The organism is Streptococcus pseudopneumoniae, from assembly GCF_001074565.1.
Lineage (GTDB): Bacteria > Bacillota > Bacilli > Lactobacillales > Streptococcaceae > Streptococcus > Streptococcus pseudopneumoniae_J.
In genome coordinates this window covers 1-25,305 of the sequence record NZ_JUQX01000045.1, presented here as the reverse complement: position 1 = coordinate 25,305, position 25,305 = coordinate 1, and the positions used below count along the sequence as shown (strand labels likewise).

23 protein-coding genes and 3 pseudogenes are annotated in these 25,305 nt (G+C 39.9%); 3 read left to right on the top strand and 23 right to left on the bottom strand.

Annotation, left to right across the window (positions count from 1 at the left end; all coding sequences use genetic code 11):
• The 21 genes and pseudogenes from ADI74_RS07010 to ADI74_RS06905 all read right to left on the bottom strand — a co-directional run.
• Window positions 1-1,224: pseudogene (locus ADI74_RS07010) on the bottom strand (cell wall anchor protein); the annotation flags it as partial.
• A gap of 118 nt (window positions 1,225-1,342) precedes the next feature.
• Window positions 1,343-2,464 carry an N-acetylmuramoyl-L-alanine amidase family protein gene (locus ADI74_RS07005; protein WP_053092581.1) on the bottom strand — a complete coding sequence of 374 codons (1,122 nt, stop codon included), beginning with the start codon at window positions 2,462-2,464 and terminating at the stop codon, window positions 1,343-1,345.
• Between the two features lie 89 nt (window positions 2,465-2,553).
• Complete coding sequence (locus ADI74_RS07000; RefSeq protein WP_001278164.1) at window positions 2,554-2,826, bottom strand: Veg family protein; 273 nt, start codon at window positions 2,824-2,826, stop codon at window positions 2,554-2,556.
• A gap of 1 nt (window position 2,827) precedes the next feature.
• Window positions 2,828-4,180: a replicative DNA helicase gene (gene dnaB, locus ADI74_RS06995; protein ID WP_049537968.1), complete on the bottom strand. Its 1,353-nt coding sequence runs from the start codon at window positions 4,178-4,180 to the stop codon at window positions 2,828-2,830.
• A gap of 43 nt (window positions 4,181-4,223) precedes the next feature.
• Window positions 4,224-4,676 carry a 50S ribosomal protein L9 gene (rplI, locus tag ADI74_RS06990; RefSeq protein WP_049537966.1) on the bottom strand — a complete coding sequence of 151 codons (453 nt, stop codon included), beginning with the start codon at window positions 4,674-4,676 and terminating at the stop codon, window positions 4,224-4,226.
• The gene (locus tag ADI74_RS06985) at window positions 4,673-6,646 is read right to left on the bottom strand and encodes a DHH family phosphoesterase (protein ID WP_049537964.1); all 1,974 of its coding nucleotides are present in this window, start codon (window positions 6,644-6,646) and stop codon (window positions 4,673-4,675) included. Before ADI74_RS06985 ends, rplI begins: the two co-directional genes overlap by 4 nt.
• A 175-nt stretch (window positions 6,647-6,821) precedes the next feature.
• Window positions 6,822-7,802 (bottom strand): nitronate monooxygenase, encoded by a 981-nt coding sequence (locus ADI74_RS06980; RefSeq protein ID WP_275043591.1) that lies wholly within the window; start codon window positions 7,800-7,802, stop codon window positions 6,822-6,824.
• Between the two features lie 64 nt (window positions 7,803-7,866).
• Entirely contained in the window at window positions 7,867-8,784 is a 918-nt protein-coding gene (locus ADI74_RS06975; RefSeq protein WP_049537961.1) for an MBL fold metallo-hydrolase, read from the bottom strand.
• 3 nt (window positions 8,785-8,787) lie between these two features.
• Complete coding sequence (locus tag ADI74_RS06970) at window positions 8,788-9,900, bottom strand: acyl-CoA dehydrogenase family protein (protein ID WP_049537958.1); 1,113 nt, start codon at window positions 9,898-9,900, stop codon at window positions 8,788-8,790.
• Between the two features lie 15 nt (window positions 9,901-9,915).
• A complete protein-coding gene (locus ADI74_RS06965; protein WP_160312967.1) occupies window positions 9,916-10,824 on the bottom strand; it encodes a LysR family transcriptional regulator in 909 nt (302 codons plus the stop codon).
• A gap of 195 nt (window positions 10,825-11,019) precedes the next feature.
• The gene (locus ADI74_RS06960; RefSeq protein ID WP_049537954.1) at window positions 11,020-11,670 is read right to left on the bottom strand and encodes a 3-oxoacid CoA-transferase subunit B; all 651 of its coding nucleotides are present in this window, start codon (window positions 11,668-11,670) and stop codon (window positions 11,020-11,022) included.
• Window position 11,671: 1 nt separating this feature from the next.
• Window positions 11,672-12,397 (bottom strand): CoA transferase subunit A, encoded by a 726-nt coding sequence (locus ADI74_RS06955; protein WP_049537952.1) that lies wholly within the window; start codon window positions 12,395-12,397, stop codon window positions 11,672-11,674.
• A gap of 16 nt (window positions 12,398-12,413) precedes the next feature.
• A complete protein-coding gene (locus ADI74_RS06950) occupies window positions 12,414-13,193 on the bottom strand; it encodes an enoyl-CoA hydratase/isomerase family protein (protein ID WP_049537951.1) in 780 nt (259 codons plus the stop codon).
• Window positions 13,194-13,428: 235 nt separating this feature from the next.
• Window positions 13,429-13,682 (bottom strand): annotated as a pseudogene (locus ADI74_RS10880) (IS3 family transposase); the annotation flags it as partial.
• A 121-nt stretch (window positions 13,683-13,803) separates the two neighbouring features.
• Entirely contained in the window at window positions 13,804-14,982 is a 1,179-nt protein-coding gene (locus tag ADI74_RS06945) for an acetyl-CoA C-acetyltransferase (protein WP_049537949.1), read from the bottom strand.
• Between the two features lie 18 nt (window positions 14,983-15,000).
• Window positions 15,001-15,849 carry a 3-hydroxybutyryl-CoA dehydrogenase gene (locus ADI74_RS06940; protein WP_049537947.1) on the bottom strand — a complete coding sequence of 283 codons (849 nt, stop codon included), beginning with the start codon at window positions 15,847-15,849 and terminating at the stop codon, window positions 15,001-15,003.
• Between the two features lie 93 nt (window positions 15,850-15,942).
• The gene (locus ADI74_RS06935; protein WP_049537944.1) at window positions 15,943-17,151 is read right to left on the bottom strand and encodes an acyl-CoA dehydrogenase family protein; all 1,209 of its coding nucleotides are present in this window, start codon (window positions 17,149-17,151) and stop codon (window positions 15,943-15,945) included.
• A gap of 179 nt (window positions 17,152-17,330) precedes the next feature.
• Window positions 17,331-18,178 (bottom strand): annotated as a pseudogene (locus ADI74_RS11325) (IS630 family transposase).
• A gap of 123 nt (window positions 18,179-18,301) precedes the next feature.
• Window positions 18,302-18,850 (bottom strand): ribosome hibernation-promoting factor, HPF/YfiA family, encoded by a 549-nt coding sequence (gene hpf / locus ADI74_RS06915; RefSeq protein WP_000599111.1) that lies wholly within the window; start codon window positions 18,848-18,850, stop codon window positions 18,302-18,304.
• Window positions 18,851-18,929: 79 nt separating this feature from the next.
• Window positions 18,930-19,592, bottom strand: a complete 663-nt coding sequence (locus ADI74_RS06910) for a ComF family protein (RefSeq protein ID WP_049537942.1) — start codon at window positions 19,590-19,592, stop codon at window positions 18,930-18,932.
• Window positions 19,589-20,887, bottom strand: a complete 1,299-nt coding sequence (locus ADI74_RS06905) for a DEAD/DEAH box helicase (protein ID WP_049537941.1) — start codon at window positions 20,885-20,887, stop codon at window positions 19,589-19,591. Before ADI74_RS06905 ends, ADI74_RS06910 begins: the two co-directional genes overlap by 4 nt.
• 55 nt (window positions 20,888-20,942) lie before the next feature.
• On the opposite strand from ADI74_RS06905, the gene ADI74_RS06900 reads away from it, so the two are divergent.
• From ADI74_RS06900 to cysK, 3 genes are all read left to right on the top strand, one after another.
• The gene (locus tag ADI74_RS06900) at window positions 20,943-21,578 is read left to right on the top strand and encodes a YigZ family protein (RefSeq protein ID WP_049537939.1); all 636 of its coding nucleotides are present in this window, start codon (window positions 20,943-20,945) and stop codon (window positions 21,576-21,578) included.
• A gap of 15 nt (window positions 21,579-21,593) precedes the next feature.
• Complete coding sequence (locus tag ADI74_RS06895) at window positions 21,594-22,037, top strand: PH domain-containing protein (protein ID WP_049537937.1); 444 nt, start codon at window positions 21,594-21,596, stop codon at window positions 22,035-22,037.
• Between the two features lie 96 nt (window positions 22,038-22,133).
• Window positions 22,134-23,060, top strand: a complete 927-nt coding sequence (gene cysK / locus ADI74_RS06890; RefSeq protein ID WP_049537936.1) for a cysteine synthase A — start codon at window positions 22,134-22,136, stop codon at window positions 23,058-23,060.
• Window positions 23,061-23,148: 88 nt separating this feature from the next.
• Here cysK and tsf read toward each other — a convergent pair whose 3' ends face one another.
• Both tsf and rpsB read right to left on the bottom strand, forming a co-directional pair.
• Entirely contained in the window at window positions 23,149-24,189 is a 1,041-nt protein-coding gene (gene tsf, locus ADI74_RS06885) for a translation elongation factor Ts (protein ID WP_049537934.1), read from the bottom strand.
• 79 nt (window positions 24,190-24,268) lie between these two features.
• Window positions 24,269-25,048, bottom strand: a complete 780-nt coding sequence (rpsB, locus tag ADI74_RS06880; RefSeq protein ID WP_049537932.1) for a 30S ribosomal protein S2 — start codon at window positions 25,046-25,048, stop codon at window positions 24,269-24,271.
• Window positions 25,049-25,305 lie beyond the last annotated feature (257 nt).

Below are 25,305 nucleotides of genomic sequence, written 5' to 3'. Positions count from 1 at the left end.
TTCTTCTGCTTTCTTAGCTTCTTCTGCCTTCTTAGCTTCTTCTGCCTTCTTAGCTTCTTCCTCTTTCTTAGCTTCCTCGGCAGCTTCCTTGTCCGCTGCAGCGAGTGTAGCTTGGTCTTGGCTAGAAAGTTGAGAATGAGTCTTCGCTTCAGCTGGGGTTACCTGATCACTTTCCTCTGCCAAGAAGTCAGCTAACAAGTCTGACGCTTCGATATCGCCATCTTCAATGGCTTTCAAGATAGCGTCCTTACCAATTACTTCTTTAGCCGCCTTAATGGCTGCTTCTTTGTCAGTAATAGAGGTGTCTTTGTTGATGTCTTCGATTGTCTCGTGTTCAATTTTGTCTAAGGTAGCAAGTAAATCTGAACGAGTTTTGGCTGCGTCAACTTGAGCCTCTTTATCAGCTTCATCTAACTTAGCTTGGTCTTCATCTGTGAATTCTGAGACAGGTTCTGCAACAGTCTTGTGCTCGGTCATGTCTGCAGGCCAATCAACAATCACATCCCCGACCTCCAGCTCCTCATCTGAGATAGCCTTCAAGAGATCTTCTTTACCAATCTCTTCCTTAGCTGCCTTAATGGCTGCTTCCTTGTCTGTAATAGAGGCGTCTTTCTTAATCTCTTCAATAACAGCATTCTCAAGAGCTTCTATAGCTTGGAGAAGAGAATCTGTAGCTTGAGAAACTTGCTCTCTCGCGTCATTTTCTGCTTTATCTAGCAGCGCCTTCTCCTCAGTAGACAACTGTTTATTTGTTTTCGCTTCAGGATCTGTCACCACCGGTTTATCTTCTGCACCTTCTGGTAATTCAGCGATAATATTGTCTAAACTGAGTTCTCCTGATTCAAGAGCATCTGAAATATACAGCTTGCCGATATATTCCTTCACAGCCTTAACTGCAGCTTCTTTGTCCTCAATTGCTTCCTTATCCTCGATATCACTGATAGCCTGCTCTTCCAACTCATCCAAAGCCTGCATCAACTCTTCTTTGCTCATCTTGGCTGGACTTGTCGCTTCAGGATTAGCTGGACTAGCGTTTTCTGATCCCTTTTCAGTTTGAGCTCCGCTATCCCCTTCTGCTGCGGCTTGTGGTTGTGCAGGAGCAACTGCCTGATCTTCTGCTTTTCCTCCATCTGCCTTGACTACTGAAGGCTGTGAAACGAAAACACCAGCTCCCAAAACAGCTGCACTTGCTAAACTTCTTAAAATTACTTTTTTCTTGTCCATTAGACAATGCCCCTTTTATAGTTTTTAATATTATTATATTATACTACTTAATGAGCGTCAACTAATTTGTTATAGCTTTTTAAAAATTTTTTAAGTAAGAAGAAAGCTTATCTCTTGTTTAAGAAAGACTCGACATTCTCACCCCGTTACTATCGAGTTTGTAGCCATCAACTACTCTATTGACAGCTAAGGCCCCCGAGGAATCAACATAGTAATGTTTACCAGAGACTTGGAACCATTGACTGGCTTTCATCTGACCAGATTCCTCTAAATAATACCAAGTGCCCTTGTCTTTAAGCCATCCCGTCTGCATCTGACCCGTTGGCTTCAGATAATACCAATGAGAGCCGTCTTTAACCCAGCCATTTGACATGACACCATTTTCCTTAAAATGATACCAATCACCCTTGATTTTCTTCCATCCTATCGCTTGCTTACCGTCCTCTTGGTAATACCAAATACTACCTTCTTTCTTCCAACCATTTTCTGAAGCACTTAACTCTTCATACTGAACGTATCGTCTAGCACCACTGTAAGATAGATAGCTGAGCCATTTATGCCCATCTTTTTCAAGGATCTGATCGTAATGCACACTTTCCCCAGAGTAGTAATAATCAATGACTTGTCCTTCGCTTGATGGTTGATTCCTAATTGGTATTTTTCTTGTGAAGACCATGGTCCCACTTGACGAAAATTCTAACCCGCGAGCTCCCTCGCTAACTCCACGACTTGAGGACAAATCCCTGAAATGAATAAACCCTGTCATAGTGCTAGCTTTAACTATTCGACGATTATACCTCTCTCGAACCCCATAGTTGTACTCTTCAATCTCAATCGTATCCCCTGATACATTAGATACCCAGGCCACATGCCCATAGTAACCTTCCGTAGACCAGGCAATAGATCCAACTTCTGGCTTAGTATCCACACGGTAGCCTTCTCGCCTTGCACGATGCCCCCATTCATTTGCATTTCCATAAGCAGGCGGAATCTCAAAGCCATTTACACTACTCAAACGAAAGGCCGCAAAAGAGGTACACTGGCGAGAATACATCCGCCATTGATCGATTTCAACACTACCATTTTTGTAGTGAAGCGGATAGTCATCACCACGCGCTACACTATCAGCCTGAACCGATTCCCCACCAAACAAAAAAGTGCTTGTAACTAGCAATGTAGTCAGCACTACACCAAATTGAGTAGATCTACTCTTCTTGACTCCCGATATTAAAAACGTCATTCATTCTCCTTTACAAAGTTTTCTACGAGGCTACCCTCCTTTATACTATTCGGGAGAAAAAGAAAAAAGTGAGCTCAGCTCACTTCGTTTTATTCTTGATCTAGATAATGAATCAAATTCTTCTCTGTTAAGATATCTGAATAAGTGAAGGATTCCACATAGACATTGGCTTGTTTGTCTCCCTCAACATCCCCAAATTCAACGATAAATAAAGATGGATAAACCTCAATTAACTTACCCAGTCTGTTTTTTTGGCGCTTACGGCCATTTTCCAAAGTCATTTCAACGACTTGTCCCTCATGCGCCTTGATCTCTTCCTTGATTTTTTTCATCTTGGCTACATCTGTAAATGCATCTGACATCTTATGCCTCCCTCTTTGAGATACTTGAAAATTTATTGTATTCTTTTTGGAAAATCAATTCCACCGTTCCACGAGCTCCACTACGGTTTTTCTCGATGATAACCTCTACCTTGTTATTTGGAATTCCTTCCTCTTCTTCGCCTGCACGATCATAGTAGTCGTCACGGTACAGAAAGGCTACGATATCCGCATCCTGCTCGATAGAACCCGATTCACGAATATCAGACAAGACTGGTCTCTTATCCTGACGCTGTTCCACACCACGAGATAGCTGACTGAGAGCAATGACTGGAACCTTTAACTCCTTAGCTAGAATTTTCAACTGACGAGAAATTTCAGAGACTTCTTGTTGGCGGTTCTCACGACCAGTCCCTGTGATAAGCTGTAGGTAGTCGATCAAAATCAAGCCTAGATTACCTGTTTCTTGAGCCAGTTTACGTGAGCGCGAACGAATTTCCGTGATCCGAATCCCTGGCGTATCATCAATATAGATACTCGCGTTGGCTAGATTCCCTTGAGCAATGGTATATTTTTGCCACTCCTCATCGGTCAATTGACCAGTACGGATAGAATGAGACTCCACCAAACCTTCTGCTGCCAACATACGATCTACTAGACTTTCCGCACCCATTTCCAGTGAAAAGATGGCAACCGTCTTGTCCAACTTAGTCCCGATGTTCTGAGCAATATTCAAGGCAAAGGCTGTCTTACCAACCGCTGGACGCGCCGCTAGGATAATCAGCTCCTCCTCGTGGAGACCTGTCGTCATATGGTCCAAATCACGATAGCCTGTAGCAATACCTGTGATATCCGTAGTTTGTTGTGACCGAACTTCTAGGTTCCCAAAGTTGATATTTAGAATATCACGGATATTCTTGAACCCACTACGATTGGCATTTTCACTGACATCAATGAGTCCCTTTTCCGCTTGAGCGATGATTTCATCTGCAGGCTTAGAAGCTTCATAGGCTTGGTTGACAGACTCTGTCAACTTGGAAATCAAGCGACGTAGCATAGACTTTTCTGCAACAATTTTAGCATAATACTCCGCATTAGCTGAAGTTGGTACAGAGTTGACAATTTCAACAAGATAGGACAAGCCACCAATATTTTGCAAATCGCCTTGGCTATCCAAAATCGTCCGAACTGTTGTCGCATCAATCGCTTCTCCACGATCCGACAAGTCTACCATCGCTTGGAAAATCAACCGATGAGCATACTTAAAGAAGTCACGAGAATCAATGTATTCTCGGACAAAAACGAGCTTACTCTCATCTATAAAAATAGCCCCCAGAACAGATTGTTCTGCTAAAATATCCTGAGGTTGAACTCGCAGTTCCTCTACTTCTGCCATCCGACTTTCCTTCCTTTTACAATCTTGTCAAGAAGTTGTAAACTTAACCTTCTTTTACACGAAGATTGATGACACTTGTAACATCTTGATAGATCTTCACTGGTACATCAATCAAACCTACTGCTCGAATTGGTGCTTGCACTTGAATATTGCGTTTGTCAATCTTGATACCAAATTGCTTTTGCAATTCTTCCGCAATCTTCTTGTTGGTGATGGACCCAAATGTACGACCATCTGGTCCAACCTTTTCAACAAACTCTACAACCGTTTCTTCTGCTTCAAGCTTAGTCTTGATGGCTTTTGCTTCAGCAACCATTTCAGCATGAGCCTTTTCTTCTGATTTTTGTTTTCCACGCAACTCACCCACTGCTTGAGCAGTCGCTTCCTTGGCCAAATTCTTTTTAATCAAAAAGTTTTGAGCATAGCCAGTTGGCACTTCCTTAATTTCACCTTTTTTTCCTTTTCCTTTAACATCTGCTAAAAAGATTACTTTCATTCTTCTTTCTCCTTTTCCTTTAGTTCTTCCAAGATTAGTTGAGTCAATTTTTCTCCTGTTTCTGACAAACTCATATCCTCGATTTGCGCAGCTGCTAGATTAAAGTGGCCTCCACCACCCAGCTCTTCCATAATGCGTTGCACATTGATTTTACTACGACTTCGAGCTGAGATAGAGATAAATCCTTGTGTATTTTTTGCTAGAACGAAGCTGGCTTCAATGCCAGACATAGCTAACATAGCATCGGCAGCCTTACTGATAACAACTGTGTCATAAGACATTGTGTCCTTAGCTTGGGCAATCAAGATATCTGAACCTAGCTTATGACCTTGTAAAATGAGTTCATTTACCTCACGGTACTCTTCAAAATCTGTCGCAGCAATCTCCTGGATTGCGATACTGTCGCTTCCTCGTGTTCGAAGGTAGCTAGCCACATCAAAAGTTCGACTCGTTACTCGAGACGTAAAGTTTTTGGTATCCAGCATCATACCAGCCATCAAAACACTGGCCTGCATACGACTTAAACGATTTTTCTTAGAATTTTGGAACTGAATCAATTCTGTGACCAACTCACTCGCACTACTTGCTCCACTTTCGATATAGGTGATGACAGCATTCTCTGGGAAATCCTGATCACGTCGATGATGGTCAATGACAATGGTTTGCGTGAATAAATCATAAAAACCTTTGGACAAGGTCAAAGCTGTCTTCGAATGATCTACTAGAATCAACAAAGAGCGCTTTGTAACTAGCCTCATCGCATCAGACAGAGGCAAGAGCTTGGTGACACCCTCTTTTTCCAAGAAGTTGATAGCCCGCTCGATATCTGGCGACATTTGATCTGCATCGTAGACTGCATAACTGTCTTCTGTAATATTGCTCGCAAACAACTGCATACCAACCGCTGAGCCCAAAGCATCCATATCTAGATTCTTATGACCGACTACAAAGACTTGATCTACACTTCGAATTTTATCTGAAATAGCTGTCATCATGGCTCTCGTACGTGTTCTTGTTCTCTTAACAGAGGCTGCGGAACCACCACCAAAATAGACTGGGTTCTTGGTTTCATCATTCTCCTTGACAACTACCTGGTCACCACCACGAACCTCGGCTAGGTTCAAGTTTAGGAGAGCAACTTTTCCTATCTCATCATGATTTCCATCACCATAAGAAAATCCCATACTTAAAGTCAAGGGCAATTGTCTCTGTTTCGACTCTTCGCGGAAAACATCAATGACAGAGAACTTATCATTCATCAATTCCTCAAGCACGGTATAATCAGTAAATAGATAAAATCGATCCATCCCCACGCGCCGAGAAAACATGGCATACTTCTCCGTAAACTCCGATACAAAGTTGGCCACAAAACTATTGATATGACTGATATCCGAGTCAGAAGTCGCATCTTCTAAATCATCGTAGTTATCGACCGAGATGACTCCAATCACTGGTCGACTCGTTACCAACTCGACAGTTGCTTCGTATTCCCCTGAAACGTCAAAGAAATACAGGACACCTGAAGCCTTGTCTATATGAACGGCATAGCGTGTTTCCCCCAAGGTGGCGTAAGAACCTGGATTCCCCACCGAAGCTTTAATGATTGTTTGAATCAATTCGACATCAATTTCGCCTTCTTCAGTAGTCAAAATCAACTCAGCATAAGGATTAAACCACTCTACTTCTCCAGTAGATAGGTCTAATTTCAGAACACCAACCGGCATTTGTTCGAGCAGCGTGTTTAAGCTATCTTCCGCTTGATGATTTACGTATTGAATTTGTTCAATTTCGCTCTTTTCATACTGTTTTTTTTGCCAGACAAATAAAAGCAGATAAAGAAGTACAAATAAAAACAAGACACTGATTGTTACAACATGATTTTGTGAAAAAATAATCAGCATTGTTAAGGTTCCGAAAGTTACAAGCCCTAGTAGAATCGCAGAATTCGGAGTTAAATTATTTTTTTTCATTCTAAACCTCTTGCGCATTATTATATCACAAATGCCCTTAAAAAGCGACCTTTAAAGAGAAAGCACTGCTTTTATTATAGCAAGATGCTCTTAAAGAAACTATACATAAAAAAGGAGAGCAAATGCCTCGCTCTCCTTTTTCCACATCAGTGCAGAATCTTCCGCCTAGATTACATTATTCACCTAATTCTAGTCGAATGTCTTGTAGGCGCTCTTGCGCCTGTTTCACAATTGATTCTAAAATAGCCTTACATGGTTTGATGTCTTTCACCAAGCCCGCAATTTGTCCACTCATCATTGAACCATGAACTGTATCACCTTCATAGACAGCCTTAGATAGAGAACCGATCGTAATTTCTTCCAGTTCCTCTCGGTTTGTACCTTTCTGCTCTAATTCAATGTAGTGATCCGTCATCTCATTGCGAATACAACGAACTGGCGCTCCCGCGATGCGACCTGTAACTGCAGTCGCTGTATCACTTGCCGCCAAAATAGCTTCTTTATAGGCTGGAGAAATTGGACATTCTTCTGAAGCAAGAAAAACTGTTCCCATTTGAACACCTTGTGCACCTAGGGCAATCGCAGCAGCAAGTCCACGACCATCTGCCACCCCTCCGGCAGCAATGACTGGGATCGTTACCGCATCAACGATTTGTGGGATAAGAGCCATTGTATTGGTCTCTCCAATATGGCCACCAGCTTCTGAACCTTCAGCGATTACTGCATCAACTCCCAATTCTTGCATTTTTTGAGCATGCTTTACACTGGCAATAACTGGAATAACCTTAATTCCTGCTTCTTTCAAGTAAGGCATGATATGCTTAGGAGTTCCTGCACCTGTAGTTACCACTGGAACCTTTTCTTCGATGATAACAGTCACGATATCCTTGATATTTTTCATCATCAACATGATGTTGACACCAAAAGGCTTATCTGTCAACTTTCTCAGTTCACGAATTTCTTCTCGCAACTGCTCTCCTGTCATACCACCTGAAGCGATAATTCCCAGACCTCCAGCCTCAGAAACAGCTGCTGCCAGTTGATAGTGTGAAATTTGAGCCATAGCCCCTTGGAAAATTGGATATTGAATCTGTAAAAGTTTTGTAATTGACATATGAGTCCTCCTTCTATTTTCTGTTGATTCTTGTTGGCAAATGGATGCACAGTGCACCAATATCCCCGTCAACAAGAAAATGTTACATTTGTCTCCTCATATTCTGCTATCCTAAAAAGTCTGGCTTACGATCCTGCTGATCTGTAAAAGGAATAAGTGGGGGGCGAGAACGTAGAACATAATCTACAAATTCCTTCCCATCCTTGTCAAACTCTACCACCGCGAAAAATTGATCATGGTAAAAGAAAAACTTGTAATGATTCTCAAAAGCCTGACGCAACCACTTCTCTTTTGCTAAAATTGATTTCATAGGATAATCATCAACTGCTGGAACCCAGAGAGGATTTCGATGAACATGTGATAACATCAAATCCCCCATATGGATCATCGTATCTTTCCCCTGTTTGAGCAAGATAATACTGTGACCATTGCTGTGACCACTTGTGTGAATCATTTGGATTTCTGGAATGACATTGATATACTCTGAGAAAGTCGTCACCTGATCTTGAATCGGTTCCCAATTTTCTCTCAGATAAGTTCCCCGCGTTCGATTATTAGGGTTTCTCATCTCATACCATTCGACATCATTCACAATAATCTTGGCGTTTGAATACTTGGAAACCAGCTTCCCTTGATCATTCACATGCGTCAAGCCACCAGAATGATCGTGGTGCATATGTGTCATCAGCACGATGTCAATGTCTTCAGGCGATAGTCCTAAAAGAGCTAAACTTTCTTCTACCCGACTTTCAGACAAGATTCCTAAGTTGCGCCTTTGTTTATCGGATAATTTTGCTGTGTCAAAACTTGCATCTATCAAGTAATTTTTACCCTTGTACTGGATCAAAATAGGATCCGTCAATTCTGCCATCATATTAGCATCATTTGTTGGGTAGTAACGAGACCATACAACTTTCGGAACCGGACCAAAAAGAGTCCCTGCATCCGTTAATTTATCGGCTCCACGTAGCCATATCAGTTTCATATCATGAAATTGATATTCCTGTAAGGTGAGTTCTGCCATGCTTTACTCCTTTATCCATTGGGCTGCTATTCTTTTGCGAATCGAATCCCCAGATTTTCCATAGATTTCAATCGTTTTGGCATCCTTTAGATAACGATCTATGGGGATGTCATCCAAGGTTTGAAGAGGTCCAATTAATCTAATAATTTCCTCAGAAATCTCAATTGCTACTTTTGTCGTATAAAGTTTTATCTGAGATACAAAGAGAGAATCCGCCTTCATCCTGTCCTTGTAGGAAGCAAAGTAAGATTCAGCCGCACACAGCTTAGTATACAAGTCTGCAAATTGATGTTGATAGACTGTCGCATCGATTAATCGTTTCCCAAATCCTCTTTTGACCTTTACAAAAGCCAGACCTTTTTCAAAAGCTCCCTCAGAGATACCAATAGAGATTGCGCTTAATCCTAGCTGTAATTTTTTGATAATATCATTTAACTGGGATTCCCCATTTAAGGTCAATCCAAGCAGACTATCTTCTGGCAATATGACCCGATCAAAAGTTACCGAATTCACAGGTAAACCCTGTAAACCAGGTTTTGCTATATCATCTCCAAATGCAACCCCCGGTCGAGTCGTATCAACAATGAAAAATCCATATCCATCTTCTCCGTTAGTTTCCTCAACCTTGGCTAAGATTAACAAAATATCTGTATAGCGACAATTTGATACAATTGACTTCTTCCCAGTTAAAGACCAACCTGCCTCTGTTTTCCTTGCGGTTGTTGCAATAACCTCCAAGCTTTCCATCAATTTCCCTTCGGAAAATCCCAAGCCAGCTAAGATTTCTCCCCTCACTAATGGTTCTACATAACGCGATTTTTGTTCCTGACTCCCATATTGTAAAATAGGATAGATACCATAACATGCCTGAGTTAGTAGAACAGCAGAAAAAGCAGGAAAATCTTTTGAAATCAAGCGAATAAAGGTCAAAAACTCGGTTCTCAAAACAGAATCTTGACTATCTAAAAGCAAGGAAAAGATATCAAATTGCTCAATAAACTGATAAAGCAATTCTCTAGGGAACTGTTGTTCATCCTCACGAGACTTGAAATAGTCCCGAATCAACACTTTCACGTCTGCCTTCAATTCTCGCGCCAGCACGTCATTATAGGTCATCGCATTCACCTCATCTTAGTTGTCAGAAAACGGTTGGTAATAATCTTTCAACAATTCTTCATACACATAAGACTCTACTTCATTGTAGGAGTTTTTATAGGGTCTACAAAACCAAATATTAAATGGAATCGGATCCTTGAATCTAACCGCCTTAAAACGACTCTTGTCCACAAAATATTCAACCGGCCTTGGCAAAAGGGCAATCAAATCTGTCTGATGAGTTGATTCAACTAGGAAGTCCCAAGTAGAGGAAAGATAAGCAAATTTAGCCTCAATTCGTTGCGAACGAAGTTTTTCTGTCACTAAATCATAAGTCGTAAATGTTTTGTTGAAGGTTGCCAATTCATAACTAGCAATATCAGACCATTCCAACAAGCTTTTCTGAGCCAGCGGATGATCCTTATCCATATAAGCAACGTATTCATCCAATTGAATGATATGTTGTTCATATTTTTTAGCATCTAGGCTCGTAGGCTCTATCAGAATAGAGAGATTCAAATCTCCATCAACCATTTTTTGACGAATTTCCTTCCCTCCACCTTCCGTAACCTGGATATGGATATGAGGATTATTTTTCAGAAAATGAGGCAAAGCACTAGCAAAATAAACTCGTAAAATCAAGGACGGAATACCAAGATTAATGGTGCCTTTTTGCTTTTGAGCTTCTATATGGATCATGGAAAGCATTTCTTCATGTCGATTCACAATCTCGGTCGCATAACGATAAATTTTGCGTCCCGCCTCTGTTAAACTTTCTAATCTCCCATTCTTGCGATTGAATAATTGAACCCCTTCAGCTGCTTCAAAATTTGTCACGAATTGACTCAAGGCTGATTGACTAATGTGAATTTTCTTTGCAGCAATGGAAAGGTTGCATCCGCATTCTATGATATTGATGAAATAGTTCATTTGGATAATATCCACTTACCCATCACCTAGCTTTCCTTCACTATTTTAGCAAGTCAATTAGACAACTATTCTAGTGTTTGATAGTTGTCTACTGACTTTCTTATCGAAATAACATTTCGAATACTTCATTTTAACGTTGTATGTAAAGCGCTTACAATACTATCTAGTTTATATCATAACACACTAAGTAGAAAATAGCTCTTTTTTTGCTTAAATCGGCATTGTTTTTAGGTCTTCTGAAACAATGACTTCCCCAGCTGTTTTTTCAAGAACTTCTTCTAATGTCACACCAGGAGCCAACTCTTTCAATAAGAATTTACCATCTTGGAATCCAAAAACAGCTAGTTCTGTTATGACAAGATCCAATACACCTTTAGCTGACAGGGGCAATGTGCACTCTTTCAAGAGTTTAGATTCACCACCTGTAGTATGTTGAATTGCTCCAATTACGCGCTTAGCACCTACCAAAAGGTCCATCGCTCCACCCATACCAGGTGCAAATTTTCCTGGGATAATCCAGTTGGCAATACTTCCATCTTGGCTTACTTCAAGAGCTCCAAGAACAGTCGCATCAACGTGACCACCACGAATAATTGCAAATGATGTTTGCAAATCAAACAAAGCAGCTCCTGGAAGAAGAGTAATTGGTGCACCACCTGAGTTTGCTAGGTTTGGATTGTAGTTATCTTTAGTTGGTGTTTCACCAAAGCGAAGGGCGCCGTTTTCAGCTTGAAGAATTACGTTAACACCTTCTGGGATGAAGTCTGCAGAAGCATTTGGAATCCCAAACCCAAGGTTTACAACATCACCATCTTTAAATTCAAGAGCAACACGTCTTGCAATAATTTCTTTTGGTTTCATATTATTTTACCCCCGCTAATTTATTAGTCTCTGTCCAGAGGTCGCCCATCATCTTATGGTGTTCTTCTGGAGTTAAGCCTTGGACTACATAGTCAACAAGGATACCTGGAATATAAATATCATCCGGTTTAATTGCACCAACTTCAACAATTTCATTTGTTTCAACAATAACTGTATCTGCCGCAAGAGCGAGTTGCAATGAAATGTTCTTAGTTGTACCATCAATGTACAAGTTTCCATACTTGTCAGCTTTTGTAGCTTTAATCAATGCTACGTCAAGTTTTAGAGGGTCATAAATAAGGTACTCGCGACCATTACGAACTACTTTTTCATGTTCGTTTTCTAGAATTGTACCAACTCCAGTCGGTGTCAAAACTCCTCCAAGGCCTGCTCCAGCAGCGTGAAGACGTTCAACAACGGTACCCATTGGAGTAAATTCTACTTCCATTTCTCCACTAAAGTACGCTTTTTGAGCAGCAGGAGATGTTCCAACGTGAGCAGCAACATATTTCTTAACTTGGTGGTTTTCACAGAGACGTCCAACACCCACTTCTTTACCTGGATGTGAAGTAACAACTGAAACCAAAGTTAAATCTTGTTGATTTTGTCTAACCAATTCTTCGATCAATTCCAATGGTTCACCAACGGCAAGGAACCCTGAAATACCAACGACATCACCTGATTTAACTTTAGAAATAGCTTCTTGTAATGATAAAACAGCTTTCATACTAACACCTCAACTTTTATTTACGATTGAATACAGCTTTACGTTTTTCAACAAATGCATGCATTCCTTCAACTTTATCTTCTGTAGAGAAGAGTAGAGCTTCCGCTTCTGTTTCCAAACGAATAGCATTTTTCAGAGGGAGTTCTGAGCCAACTTGGATAATATGTTTAGCTTTTTCAACAGCCAACGGAGCATTTTTCATGATGCTTTTAGCTAGTTCTTCAGCAGATGACAATAATTCCTCGGCTGGAACAAGTTTGTTCAAAATTCCTAGGTCATAGGCTTCCTTGCCTTTGACGATTCTAGCAGTGTAGATCAATTCTTTTGTCTTGCTAGTACCGATCAAACGAGACATTCTTTGTGTTCCTGCGAAACCAGGAATTATACCCAAGCCAACTTCAGGGAATCCTACCATTGTCTTTTCAAAGCCAATTCGAATATCCGTTGAGAGTGCAAGCTCTAAACCGCCTCCCAAAGCATATCCGTTAAGAACAGCAATAGTCGGTTGAGTAAGTTCAGACAGACGGGTAAACGTATCATTGGCATAAGTCATGTATTCATGGGCTTGAATTGGAGTCATTTGATCCATTTCCTTGATATCAGCCCCTGCAACAAACGCTTTGTCACCTTGGCCACTCACAATAACAATACGGATATCTTCGCTGTTTTCAATTTGCTCTAAAGCAAGATTCAAATCCGTTAAAACCTCTGAACTCAAAGCGTTCAAAGCCGCTGGACGGTTAATTGTGAGATAACCGATACCATCTTTAACCTCTAATAAAACTGTATTACTCATTATTCTCCTCCTACTTTAAGTTTTTTTTGAGTATTGAGTATAGCGTCAACAAATACCAACACTTTATGTAAGCACTTACATATTAATAATAACTTATTTGTTGCTATTAGTCCAATTAATATTTTTGTCTAGTTCTATAATTTTTACTTATAGTTAGGGGTGTTGAGTTGTTTTCCTTATAGGATTTCAAAAAAATATCCCATCAGTGTCTGCCCTGAAAACTCAGACAAATAATTTAAGTAAAGGATTTTGTTCTGTATTGTACAGGACTAAGCCCTTTTAATTTGACCTTAATTAGCTTGTTGTTGTAGTAATCAATATAGTCTATAATAGCTTGTTGTTGTAGTAATCAATATGGTCTATAATAGCTTGTTCCAATTGATAAATGGACTGAAACGTCTTCTAATAATCATAAAACATCTCTAATTTCAAAATGTCAAAGAAGAATTCCATCACGCCATTATCTGGACTATTGCCCTTATAAGTTAAGACATTATAAAACACCCCAAAAGTTAGATTTTTTCTGTCTAACTTTTGGGGTGCAGGTCACAGAAAGTCTCAAAAGAAACTTCTGACGGGATATCCCTATACCTAGTATGTATAGCTACGATTAACGTTCTACGATAACCGCAGTGCCCATTCCTCCACCGATACATAGTGTTGCAAGACCACGTTTTGCATCACGTTTTTGCATTTCGTGAAGAAGTGTAACCAAGATACGGCATCCAGAAGCACCGATTGGGTGTCCAAGAGCAATAGCTCCACCGTTAACGTTAACTTTTTCTGGATCAAGGCCAAGTTCTTTACCAACTGCACATGCTTGGGCTGCAAATGCTTCGTTTGATTCTACCAAGTCAAGATCTGCAACTGTAAATCCACCTTTTTCAAGGGCTTTGCGAGATGCGTAAATCGGACCACAACCCATAATTTTTGGATCTAGTCCAGCGCTTGCGTAAGATTTGATCGTTGCCAAAACTGGAACGCCCAATTCTTTAGCTTTATCAGCACTCATAACAACAACTGCTGCTGCACCGTCGTTAATACCTGAAGCATTACCAGCAGTTACAGTACCATCTTTCTTGAACACTGGACGCAATTTACCCAAACCTTCAAGAGAAGCGTCTTTTCTTGGGAATTCATCTGTATCAAATACGATAGGATCGCCTTTACGTTGCGGAATTTCAACAGGGACAATTTCTTCTTTGAAACGACCAGCTTCGATAGCTGCAACTGCACGTTTTTGAGATTGCACAGCAAAGTTATCTTGGTCTTCACGTGTAATTCCATATTGTTCAGCAACGTTTTCAGCTGTGATTCCCATATGGAAACCTTCAAATCCATCAGTCAAACCATCGCGAAGCATCGTATCAACGACTTTAGAATCACCCATACGAGCGCCCCAACGTTGATTTTGAAGAACATAAGGAGCTTGGCTCATGTTTTCAGCCCCACCAGCTACAACGATATCAGAATCTCCACACAATACAGCTTGAGCTGCCAATTGTACTGCTTTCAAACCAGATCCACAAACTTTGTTAATAGTGAAAGCTGGAGAAGCTACTGGAACACCTGCGTTAACACTCATTTGACGAGCTACGTTTTGACCAAGTCCTGCACCCAGAACGTTACCCATGATAACTTCATCAACTTGTTCTGGTTTCAAGTTTGCTCGTTCAATAGCACTTTTAATAACCAAAGTACCTAGATCAACAGCCGAAACATTTTTTAAAGTTCCACCAAAAGAACCTAAAGGTGTGCGGACTGCTGCTACAATAACTGCTTCTTTCATTTCTTGCTCCTTATTATCTTAGTATTTAAAGAATCCTTCTTTAGTCTTGCGACCAAGCTTACCAGCTTCAACCATCTTCTTCAGAAGTGGAGCAGGACGATACTTAGGATCTCCAAATCCATTGTTTAACACTCCCATGATAGCCAAGCAGACATCAAGACCAATCAAGTCAGCCAATGCCAATGGGCCAATTGGGTGATTAGCACCTAGTTTCATTGCTTCGTCAATTTCTTCTGCTGAAGCAACACCTTCACCCAAGATGAAAATAGCTTCATTGATCATTGGAATCAAGATACGGTTCACAACAAAACCATAAGAATCTTTCACATCTACAGCTGTTTTACCGATTTTTTCAGTCAATTCACGAACGGCTTTCACAACTTCATCTGAAGTTTGAAGCGCACGGATAACTTCGACCAATTTCATAACTGGTGCTGGGTTGAAGAAGTGCATACCAATTACACGATCTTGATGAACTGTAGCTGCAGCAATATCAGTAATAGATAGAGATGAGGTGTTAGAAGCTAAAATTGTTTCTGGAGTAGTGATTTCATCCAATTGCTTAAAGATGCTGAGTTTGATATCTCTGTTTTCTGTAGCTGCTTCAATAACCAATTGAACGTGTTTAGCGTCTTCGTAAGAAGTTGAGGGAATCAAGTTACCCAAGATTTTTCCTTTTTCTTCTTCTGTCAAACGTCCTTTTTCTACTGAACGAGCCAATTGTTTAGAGATGTTATCAATCCCTCTTTGTACAAATTCTTCTTTAATGTCATTCAGATAAACTGTGAAACCTGATTGAGCAAAGACTTGTGCAATACCGCTTCCCATTTGACCTGATCCAATGATCATTACTTTTGAAATACTCATTTTTTCTCCTATTTACTATCAAAATATAAACTTCAAAAAGAAAGAATCGGAACGATTACTAGCAAATGCTGAGCAATCGTTCCAAATTCATTATTATACAAATGCTCCAATACCAGTGAGTTCACGACCAACGATCAATGCGTTCACTTCGTGAGAACCTTCGTAAGTGTAGATTGCTTCAGCATCTGCAAAGAAGCGAGCTACATCAGTTTCAAGAGTGATTCCGTTACCACCACATGTTTCACGTGCAAGGGCAACTGTTTCACGCATTACCAATGAGTTATGCATTTTAGCAAGTGCAGAGTTAAGCATCAATTCGTTACCAGCTTCTTGCATTTCTGCGATACGAGCTGAGTAAGCAAGCGCTGCTACTGCGTTAGCTTGCATTCTAGCCAATTTTTCTTGAACGATTTGGAATGAAGCGATAGGACGTTTGAATTGTTGACGATCTTTAGCGTATTTAAGAGCTGCAACAAATGAACCACAAGTGATAGCAGTTGCAATGTGAGCAACGTCAGCACGAGTGAATGTCAAGATACGAGCTACATCAGCAAATCCGTTGATGTTTACCAAACGGTCTGAATCTGGAACTTCAACGTTCTTCATAGTAATGTGACCATTACGTACGCAACGAAGAGCAGCTTTGTGAGGGATTGGCTCAGCGTGGTATCCTGGAGCACCTTTACGAACGATGAAACATTTCACGCGTCCATCTTCAACGTCGCGAGCAAATACTGGAACAACGTCAGCTGTATCTGATCCACCGATCCAACGTTTTTCACCGTTCAAGATCCATTTATCTCCAACGCGCTCAGCTGTTGTAGCAAGACCTCCAGCAATGTCAGAACCTGACAACGGCTCAGTCAAAGCGAAACATCCTTGCCAGTCAAATGCAGCCAATTTAGGAAGGAATTCTTTTTGTTGACGCTCGTCACCACCAAGCAAGATTGTATTGTAGCAAAGTCCACCATGAACTGTGAAGAAAGTTGCTATAGACGCATCGAAACGTCCTAATTCAAGGTATAAGAAAGCGATGTAAAGCTCCGATGGTTTATAGCTTCCTTCTCTTCCTTCGAACAATTTAGGGTTGTTCATGATTTGTGCGCCTTTTGCAACCGCGTAGAATTGCTCAAATGGGAAATCAGGTGCTTCCCAGTATTCATTAATTACAGGACGAAGGTGTTTTTCAATCAAACGACGAGTTTCTTGTAAAACTTCTGCTTCTCCCAATGTTAAACCATCTGCATAGTGGAAAAGATCCTCTGGATATAATTCACGCAAGATTTCTTCTTTAGTTGCCATCTGTGGACTCCTTTAGTAATAGATTTAATTTTAGAGCGCTTACATTTTTACGCTCAGTATTTGTTGACACCTCCATTCTATCTCTTAAGACATTATTTTGTCTACTTAATAAAAATAAAGAACCCTATAAGTTTAAATTATAGAACTTTATTGTGACTGTTGAGTCAGCTATTGTATAGTTATTTAATTTTAAAAAAGCACTCTAAATATTCAATGATAGTTGGGACTTCTCTTACATAAATCCATCACTTTCTTTTTCAAGATAGCCCAAGTTTGCTCAATAGGATTCAAATCTGGTGAATAAGGTGGTAAAGGTAAGAAAAAGTGTCTATTTTGAATGCAAAGTTCATCCAAAATATTCTTGGGATGAAAACTAGCATTGTCCATTACAATGACATGAGGTGTCTCTAAAGCAGGCAGGAGTTGCGTTTTGAACCACTCTACAAAGAAGTTGCTCGTCATACTTTCCTTGTAAATCATGGGAGCTATAAACTCTCCGTCTACTTGTCCTGGCAACAATTGAAGTCCGCTCAAAACGCCGTCCGCTAATCTTTTCATAGACTTTTTCCCCTATAGAAGACCGTGCATAAGGACGATAGAGGTAGCGGTGCATTCCCGTTTCGTTAATGTATACGACTGGTAAATCTTTTAGGCTATCCAAAATATCAAGAAATTCAGCTACTTTCTCTAGATCTTGTTCCTAAAAGCTAGTCGTCTTTTTTTAAAGTGACATTAATCTGCTTTAAAACTGCCCATACTGAAGGGACGGCACAATCAAAATATGCCGCAATTTCCCGTAAAAAGCATCTGGATGAGACTCTACAAAGGTCTTCAACTCCTCCAAAGGAATCTTTCGGCTTTTGGCAACTCGCTTTTTCCGCTCTAAGTGCCCTTGTTCACGTAATTTCTTTTCCCACGTGAAAAGAGTTCTGACGCTAACGTCAAAAACTTTGGCCGCCTCGACATGGCTGTGCTCCTCTTTGATGTAATTTAATGCTCGTTGTTTAAAATCTGTACTATATGCCATAGCTTTATTATAACATGTATTTTATAAACTAAGACACTATATTAATTAGATATTTAAAGCTTGACAGCATAAGAAAAAGTGATTTACACAATTGTAAACCACTTTTACACAGCTGTTAAGAATTTATGATTCCTTAACTTCTAGCAAACCAACTTCACCATCTTCACGACGATACAAAACATTTGTTGTTTGATCTTCTACGTCTACATAGATAAAGAAATCATGTCCCAACAAATCCATTTGAAGAAGCGCTTCTTCTAAATCCATTGGTTTTAAATCAATTTGTTTTGAACGAACTACTTTTGGTTGCACAACATTTGCATCTTCAACTAGGGCATCTGTAAAGAGTTGGCTTGTCGCAACTTTATTTTTATTCTTCCGTTCGATTTTTGTTTTATTTTTACGAATCTGACGTTCAATTTTATCAGTTACAAGATCGATAGATCCATACATATCTTGAGAAATATCTTCTGCACGGAGAGTAATAGATCCAAGTGGAATCGTTACTTCAACTTTTGCTGTTTTTTCACGATAAACTTTCAAATTCACACGTGCATCCAACTCTTGCTCAGGTTGAAAATACTTTTCGATCTTTTCGAGTTTAGAAACTACATAATCACGAATCGCTTCTGTTACTTCTAGGTTTTCACCACGGATACTATATTTAATCATATAAGTACCTTCTTTCTAAACATTTTTGTTTTTCTAACTATATTATAGCGCTTTCATTTTCATTTTGCAAATTTTTCCCTCATCTTACAAGGGAAAAAGTTTTAACATCCAAAGCTCCTGCTTCTTCAAAAAGACGCTTCACACGATTGACAGTCGCACCTGTTGTATAGATGTCATCAATAAGCAAAATTTTCTTAGGAAGAGGGGCTTCAGTTTTTATAAAAAATGGAATTTCGGTAGCTAATCGTTCCGAGCGATTCTTAGAAGAACTAGCCGTCTCTTCTCTTTTCCCTAGTAAATCTTGAAAAGAAAACCCTGCTGCCTCAACCAAACCTTCAACCTGGTTAAATCCCCTCTCAAGCAATCTTTCAGGACTTAGGGGAATGACAACAAATTGATAGTCTCCATACTTTTTCAATTCATTAGCTAAAACAGGAGCAAAAACCTTTCTAAGTAGAAAATCCCCATCAAACTTATATCGACTAAAGAAGTCTTTCATAGCTTGATTATAGGTGAAGATTGCATTATGATCGACTTGAATCCCTTCTTTACACCAAAATTTACAATCTTGACACATGGTTGACAGACCTGTTTTCATACAGCTCGGGCAATAGTCCTCACCAATTTTCTCAAAAGTAGACTCACAATCTGAACAAAGATGGTTGTTCTCATTCTTAAACAGCAAAAGGTGACTAAATGTCAAGTCACTCTTTATTGTCTGTCCACATAATAAACAGTTCATAAGCCTGCCTCCTTGTTCATCTGCTTAATTTCCTTGATTGCTTTTTTAATGGAAACATTTAATCCATCATGAAAGAAGAGCAATTCACCAGTCGGTCTATCCATACTGCGCCCAACTCGCCCTCCAATCTGAATCAAGCTAGACTTGGTAAAGAGACGATGATTAGCTTCTACAACAAAAACATCCACACAAGGAAAGGTGACCCCACGCTCCAAAATTGTTGTACTAATAAGGATTGTCAACTCCCCATCTCGAAAAGCTTGTACCTGCTCTAATCGATCTACTGTAACAGAGGACACAAAACCAATATTCTCATTCGGGAACTGCTCCTGCAGGATTTCTTTCAACTTCTCACCTTTCTGAATTTCTGATGCAAAAAGCAGTAATGGAAAACCGGTCCTCCTCTGTTTCTCTATATAGGTTTTTAACTTTGGAGATAACTGACTCTTATCTAAATAACAATTAAAATCCGATAACCAAACTGGCTTTGGAATAATCAATGGATTTCCATGAAATCGTCTTGGCAAGCTTAACCTTTTTAATTCTCCAGTGCGAACCTTTTTATCTAACTCATCTGTAGAGGTCGCTGTAAGAAATATCCTTAACCCCTCCTCCTTTACACATTTGTTTACAGCATAGTAAAGAACAGAGTTGTCAACATAAGGAAAGGCATCTACTTCATCCACTATCAGCAAGTCAAAAGCATGATAAAATTTTAACAGCTGATGAGTCGTTGCAACAACTAGTGGTGTTCGAAAATAAGGTTCTGACTCACCATGAAGTAGTGCTATCTCACAAGCAAAGTCATTCTGCAGTCGTTTATACAGCTCCAAACACACATCAATTCGAGGGCTGGCTAAACACACTGCACCACCTTCATCAATCACTTTAGCCACAACTTGATAAATCATCTCTGTCTTTCCTGCTCCTGTTACAGCGTGAACCAAGGTTGGCTCTTGCTTGTCTACCGCTTGAAGAAGTCCCTCTGACACTTTTTCTTGAAAAGGTGTTAACTGACCACGCCATTTGAGGACGTCTTGCTTAGGAAAATCCTCCTGCGGAAAATAGTATAAAGCTTGATCACTCCTGACCCTCTTCATCAATAAACACTCCCTACAATAGTAAGCACCTACAGGTAAATGCCATTCTTCTAGAATACTACTATTACAACGTTGACAAAACAGTTTCCCTTTCTCTTTTCTCATTGCCGGCAGTTTCTCAGCCATCTGTCGTTCCTCTTCAGTTAATTCTTTCTCAGTAAACAAGCGACCGAGGTAATTTGGATTTACTTTCATACTTCTTTATTCGAAAAAAATAGCGCTTTAGGTAATTTTTTAGTACAATTAAATCATGGAATTTAGAACAATTAAAGAGGACGGGCAAGTCCAAGAAGAAATCAAAAAATCACGCTTTATCTGTCACGTAAAGCGTGTCTATAGTGAAGAAGAAGCTCGTGACTTTATCACTGCTATCAAAAAAGAACACTACAAAGCCACCCATAACTGCTCTGCTTTTATTGTAGGGGAACGCAGTGAAATCAAGCGTACGAATGATGATGGTGAGCCTAGTGGTACTGCTGGAGTCCCTATGCTTGGCGTCTTAGAAAATCATAATCTTACCAATGTCTGTGTAGTAGTTACTCGTTACTTTGGTGGAATTAAGTTAGGCGCTGGCGGTTTGATTCGCGCTTACGCAGGAAGTGTAGCCTTGGCTGTCAAAGAAATAGGCATTATTGAAATCAAAGAGCAAGCTGACATAGCCATTCAGATGTCTTACGCTCAGTATCAAGAATATAGCAATTTTCTTAGAGAACATAAACTCACGGAAATCGAGACAAACTTTACAGATCAAATCGATACCATAATTTATGTTGATAAGGAAGAGAAAGAAAATATTAAGTCTGCTCTTGTAGAGTTTTTTAATGGAAAGGTTACTTTAACAGATCAAGGTTTACGAGAAGTTGAAGTTCCTGTAAACTTAGTGTAAACAAAGGAGAAATATATGGCGTTTGGGAAATTTATTCAAGGACTTGCTGGTAACTTTAGCGAGCAAAATAAAGATACTCTTATCAAAGAATATGGTCAATATCTACTAGAGAACGAAGAAATTCAAAGTGGATATAAACTTATTCGCGATTCTATTATCTTTACAAATATCCGTATTATCTTTACAGACAAACAAGGGGCTACGGGTCGCAAGATGTCTGTGAAATCTATCTTTTTGATGAACATTGTCAATGTTGAAATGGAAACTGCTGGAGCAGGTATAGACGATAGTGAGATTACGATCACTTATTTAGAGAATGTCTTTCTAAAAGCACATAATGAGCATTTTAGTGCTCATAAATTTGAATTCCCTAAGAAAACGGATATTGTTCCACTTTATACCTATTTATTAGAATTGGCTTATCACAATCGACTAAAAATTAATGGCTTAGACCTTTGATATAAAAAAATCCTATCGCTTCGATAGGATTTCTATATTTTACAAATAACCTTGAGCACGTTATACTAGTATCATCTTATACAAAGAGGTATATCTATGACTATTTATAACAATATCACTGAACTAATTGGACAAACACCAATTGTTAAACTCAACAATATCGTTCCAGAAGGTGCTGCAGATGTTTATGTAAAACTTGAAGCTTTTAACCCTGGATCGTCAGTAAAAGACCGCATTGCCCTTAGCATGATTGAAAAAGCGGAACAAGATGGTATTCTAAAACCAGGTGCTACCATTGTTGAAGCAACGAGTGGAAATACAGGTATCGGACTTTCATGGGTTGGTGCTGCTAAAGGATATAAAGTTGTTATCGTCATGCCAGAAACGATGAGTGTGGAACGACGTAAGATTATCCAAGCCTATGGCGCTGAACTCGTCCTTACACCTGGTAGCGAAGGTATGAAAGGTGCGATTGCCAAAGCCCAAGAAATCGCAGCTGAACGCGATGGCTTTCTGCCTCTCCAGTTTAACAATCCAGCTAATCCTGAAGTACACGAAAGAACAACAGGAGCTGAAATACTAGCTGCTTTCGATTCTGATGGGCTAGATGCTTTTGTAGGTGGTGTTGGTACTGGTGGAACGATTTCGGGCGTTTCTCATGCACTTAAAGCTGCAAATTCCAACATTCAAATTTTTGCTGTTGAAGCTGATGAATCTGCTATTCTGTCTGGCGAAAAACCAGGACCTCATAAAATTCAAGGTATCTCCGCTGGATTTATTCCTGAAACACTTGATACAGAAGCCTATGACGGTATCGTCCGTGTAACATCAGATGATGCTCTTGCACTTGGTCGTGAGATTGGCGGAAAAGAAGGCTTCCTTGTTGGTATTTCTTCAGCTGCAGCGATTTACGGTGCAATTGAAGTTGCCAAGAAATTAGGTACAGGTAAGAAAGTCCTTGCTTTAGCACCAGATAACGGCGAACGTTATCTGTCTACAGCACTCTATGAATTTGAAGTGTAGTCTCCTAAATGCACTTAGCCCTTTTAAAGGGCTTTTTATTTACTCACTCTAAAATAAAAAAAGGAAGCAAATTGCTTCCTTTTCATTATTAGTTATTCAAGGCTGCTGCCATTGTAGCTGCAACTTCAGCTTCAAAGTCATTTGCAGCTTTCTCAATACCTTCACCAACTTCAAAGCGAGCGAACTCAACTACTGAAGCGTTAACTGATTCAAGGTATGCTTCAACTGTCTTGCTGTCGTCCATGATGTAGACTTGTGCAAGAAGTGTGTATGCTTGGTCAACCTTAGTGTTGTCAAGCATGAAGCGATCCATTTTACCTGGGATGATTTTGTCCCAGATTTTTTCTGGTTTGCCTTCTGCAGCCAACTCAGCTTTGATATCAGCTTCAGCTTGAGCAATCACTTCATCAGTCAATTGTGCTTTTGATCCATACTTCAAGTGTGGAAGAGCTGGTTTACCAACCATTGCACGGCTTTCGTTATCTTGGTCGATGACGTGGTTCAATTGTGCCAACTCATCTTTAACGAATTGCTCATCCAATTCTTTGTAAGAAAGAACTGTTGGTTTCATCGCAGCAATGTGCATTGAGATTTGTTTAGCAAGTGCTTCGTCTCCACCTTCAATAACAGAGATAACACCAATTCGACCACCATTGTGTTGGTATGCTCCAAAGTGTTGCGCATCTGTTTTTTCAAGCAAAGCAAAACGACGGAATGAGATTTTTTCACCGATTGTAGCTGTTGCAGATACATATGCAGCTTCAAGAGTTTCACCTGAAGGCATTGTCAAAGCAAGAGCTTCTTCATTGTTAGCTGGTTTTCCTTCAGCAATTACTTTAGCTGTAGCATTTACCAAGTCAACGAATTGAGCGTTTTTCGCAACGAAGTCAGTTTCAGCGTTTACTTCAACTACTGCTGCAACGTTACCGTTAACATAAACACCAGTCAAACCTTCTGCAGCAACGCGGTCAGCTTTCTTAGCTGCTTTCGCCATACCTTTTTCACGAAGCAATTCAATCGCTTTTTCGATGTCACCGTCTGTTTCTACAAGCGCTTTTTTAGCGTCCATAACACCGGCACCAGATTTTTCACGCAACTCTTTTACAAGTTTAGCTGTAATTTCTGCCATTTTGATTCTCCTATATTTTTTAAAAAATAGGAGAGCTGGGCTAGGCCCCGCCCTCCTAGGTAATTACTATTTATATGAATTAAGCGTTGTCGCCTTCTACAACTTCAACGATTTCTTCGATTGAGTCTGCTTGAGCTTCTGAAGCTGCAAATTCTGCTTCAACTGTTGCTGCATCTTCACCTTGACGTCCTTCGATGATAGCGTCAGCCAATTTAGCTGTGATCAATTTAACCGCGCGGATAGCGTCATCGTTAGCTGGGATGATTACATCGATATCATCTGGATCAGTGTTTGTGTCAACCATCGCTACAACTGGGATTCCCAATTTTTTAGCTTCTTTAACAGCGATTTGCTCTTTATGTGGGTCAACTACGTACATTACATCTGGGATACGAGGCATGTCTTCGATACCACCCAAGAATTTTTCAAGACGTGCACGTTGTTTGTTAAGAAGTGCAACTTCTTTCTTAGGAAGAACGTCGAAGATTCCTTCTTCTTCCATACGTTTGATTTCTTTCAAACGAGCAATACGTTTTTGGATAGTTCCCCAGTTAGTAAGAGTTCCACCCAACCAACGGTGGTTGATGTAGTATTGACCTGAACGCTCTGCTTCTTCTTTAACAGCGTCCGCAGCTTGTTTCTTAGTACCAACAAACAATACAACTGCATCGTTAGCTGCTGCATCACGCATAAAGTCGTAAGCTTGGTCAGCGTATTTTACAGTTTGTTGCAAGTCGATAACGTGGATTCCGTTGCGCTCAGTGAAGATGTACTTAGCCATCTTAGGGTTCCAGCGACGAGTTTGGTGACCAAAGTGTACACCAGCCTCAAGAAGTTGTTTCATTGAAATTACTGCCATGAGTATTTCTCCTTTTTTGTTTTTTCCTCTCCTCGATTTCAACTTGCAAAACGACCCAAGGGCAACAGTTTCACAATTCATCAAGAATGAGTATTATCGTTCACACGACAAGTTTTATTTTACCATATTTTATCAATATTTTCAAGTATTTTTGCTAGTTTTTGGTTTAACTTAAAAGTGAAAAAGAAAAGAGACTCAAATTGAACTGCACCCCAAAAGTTAGACAGAAAAAAATCTAACTTTTGGGGTGTTTTTAT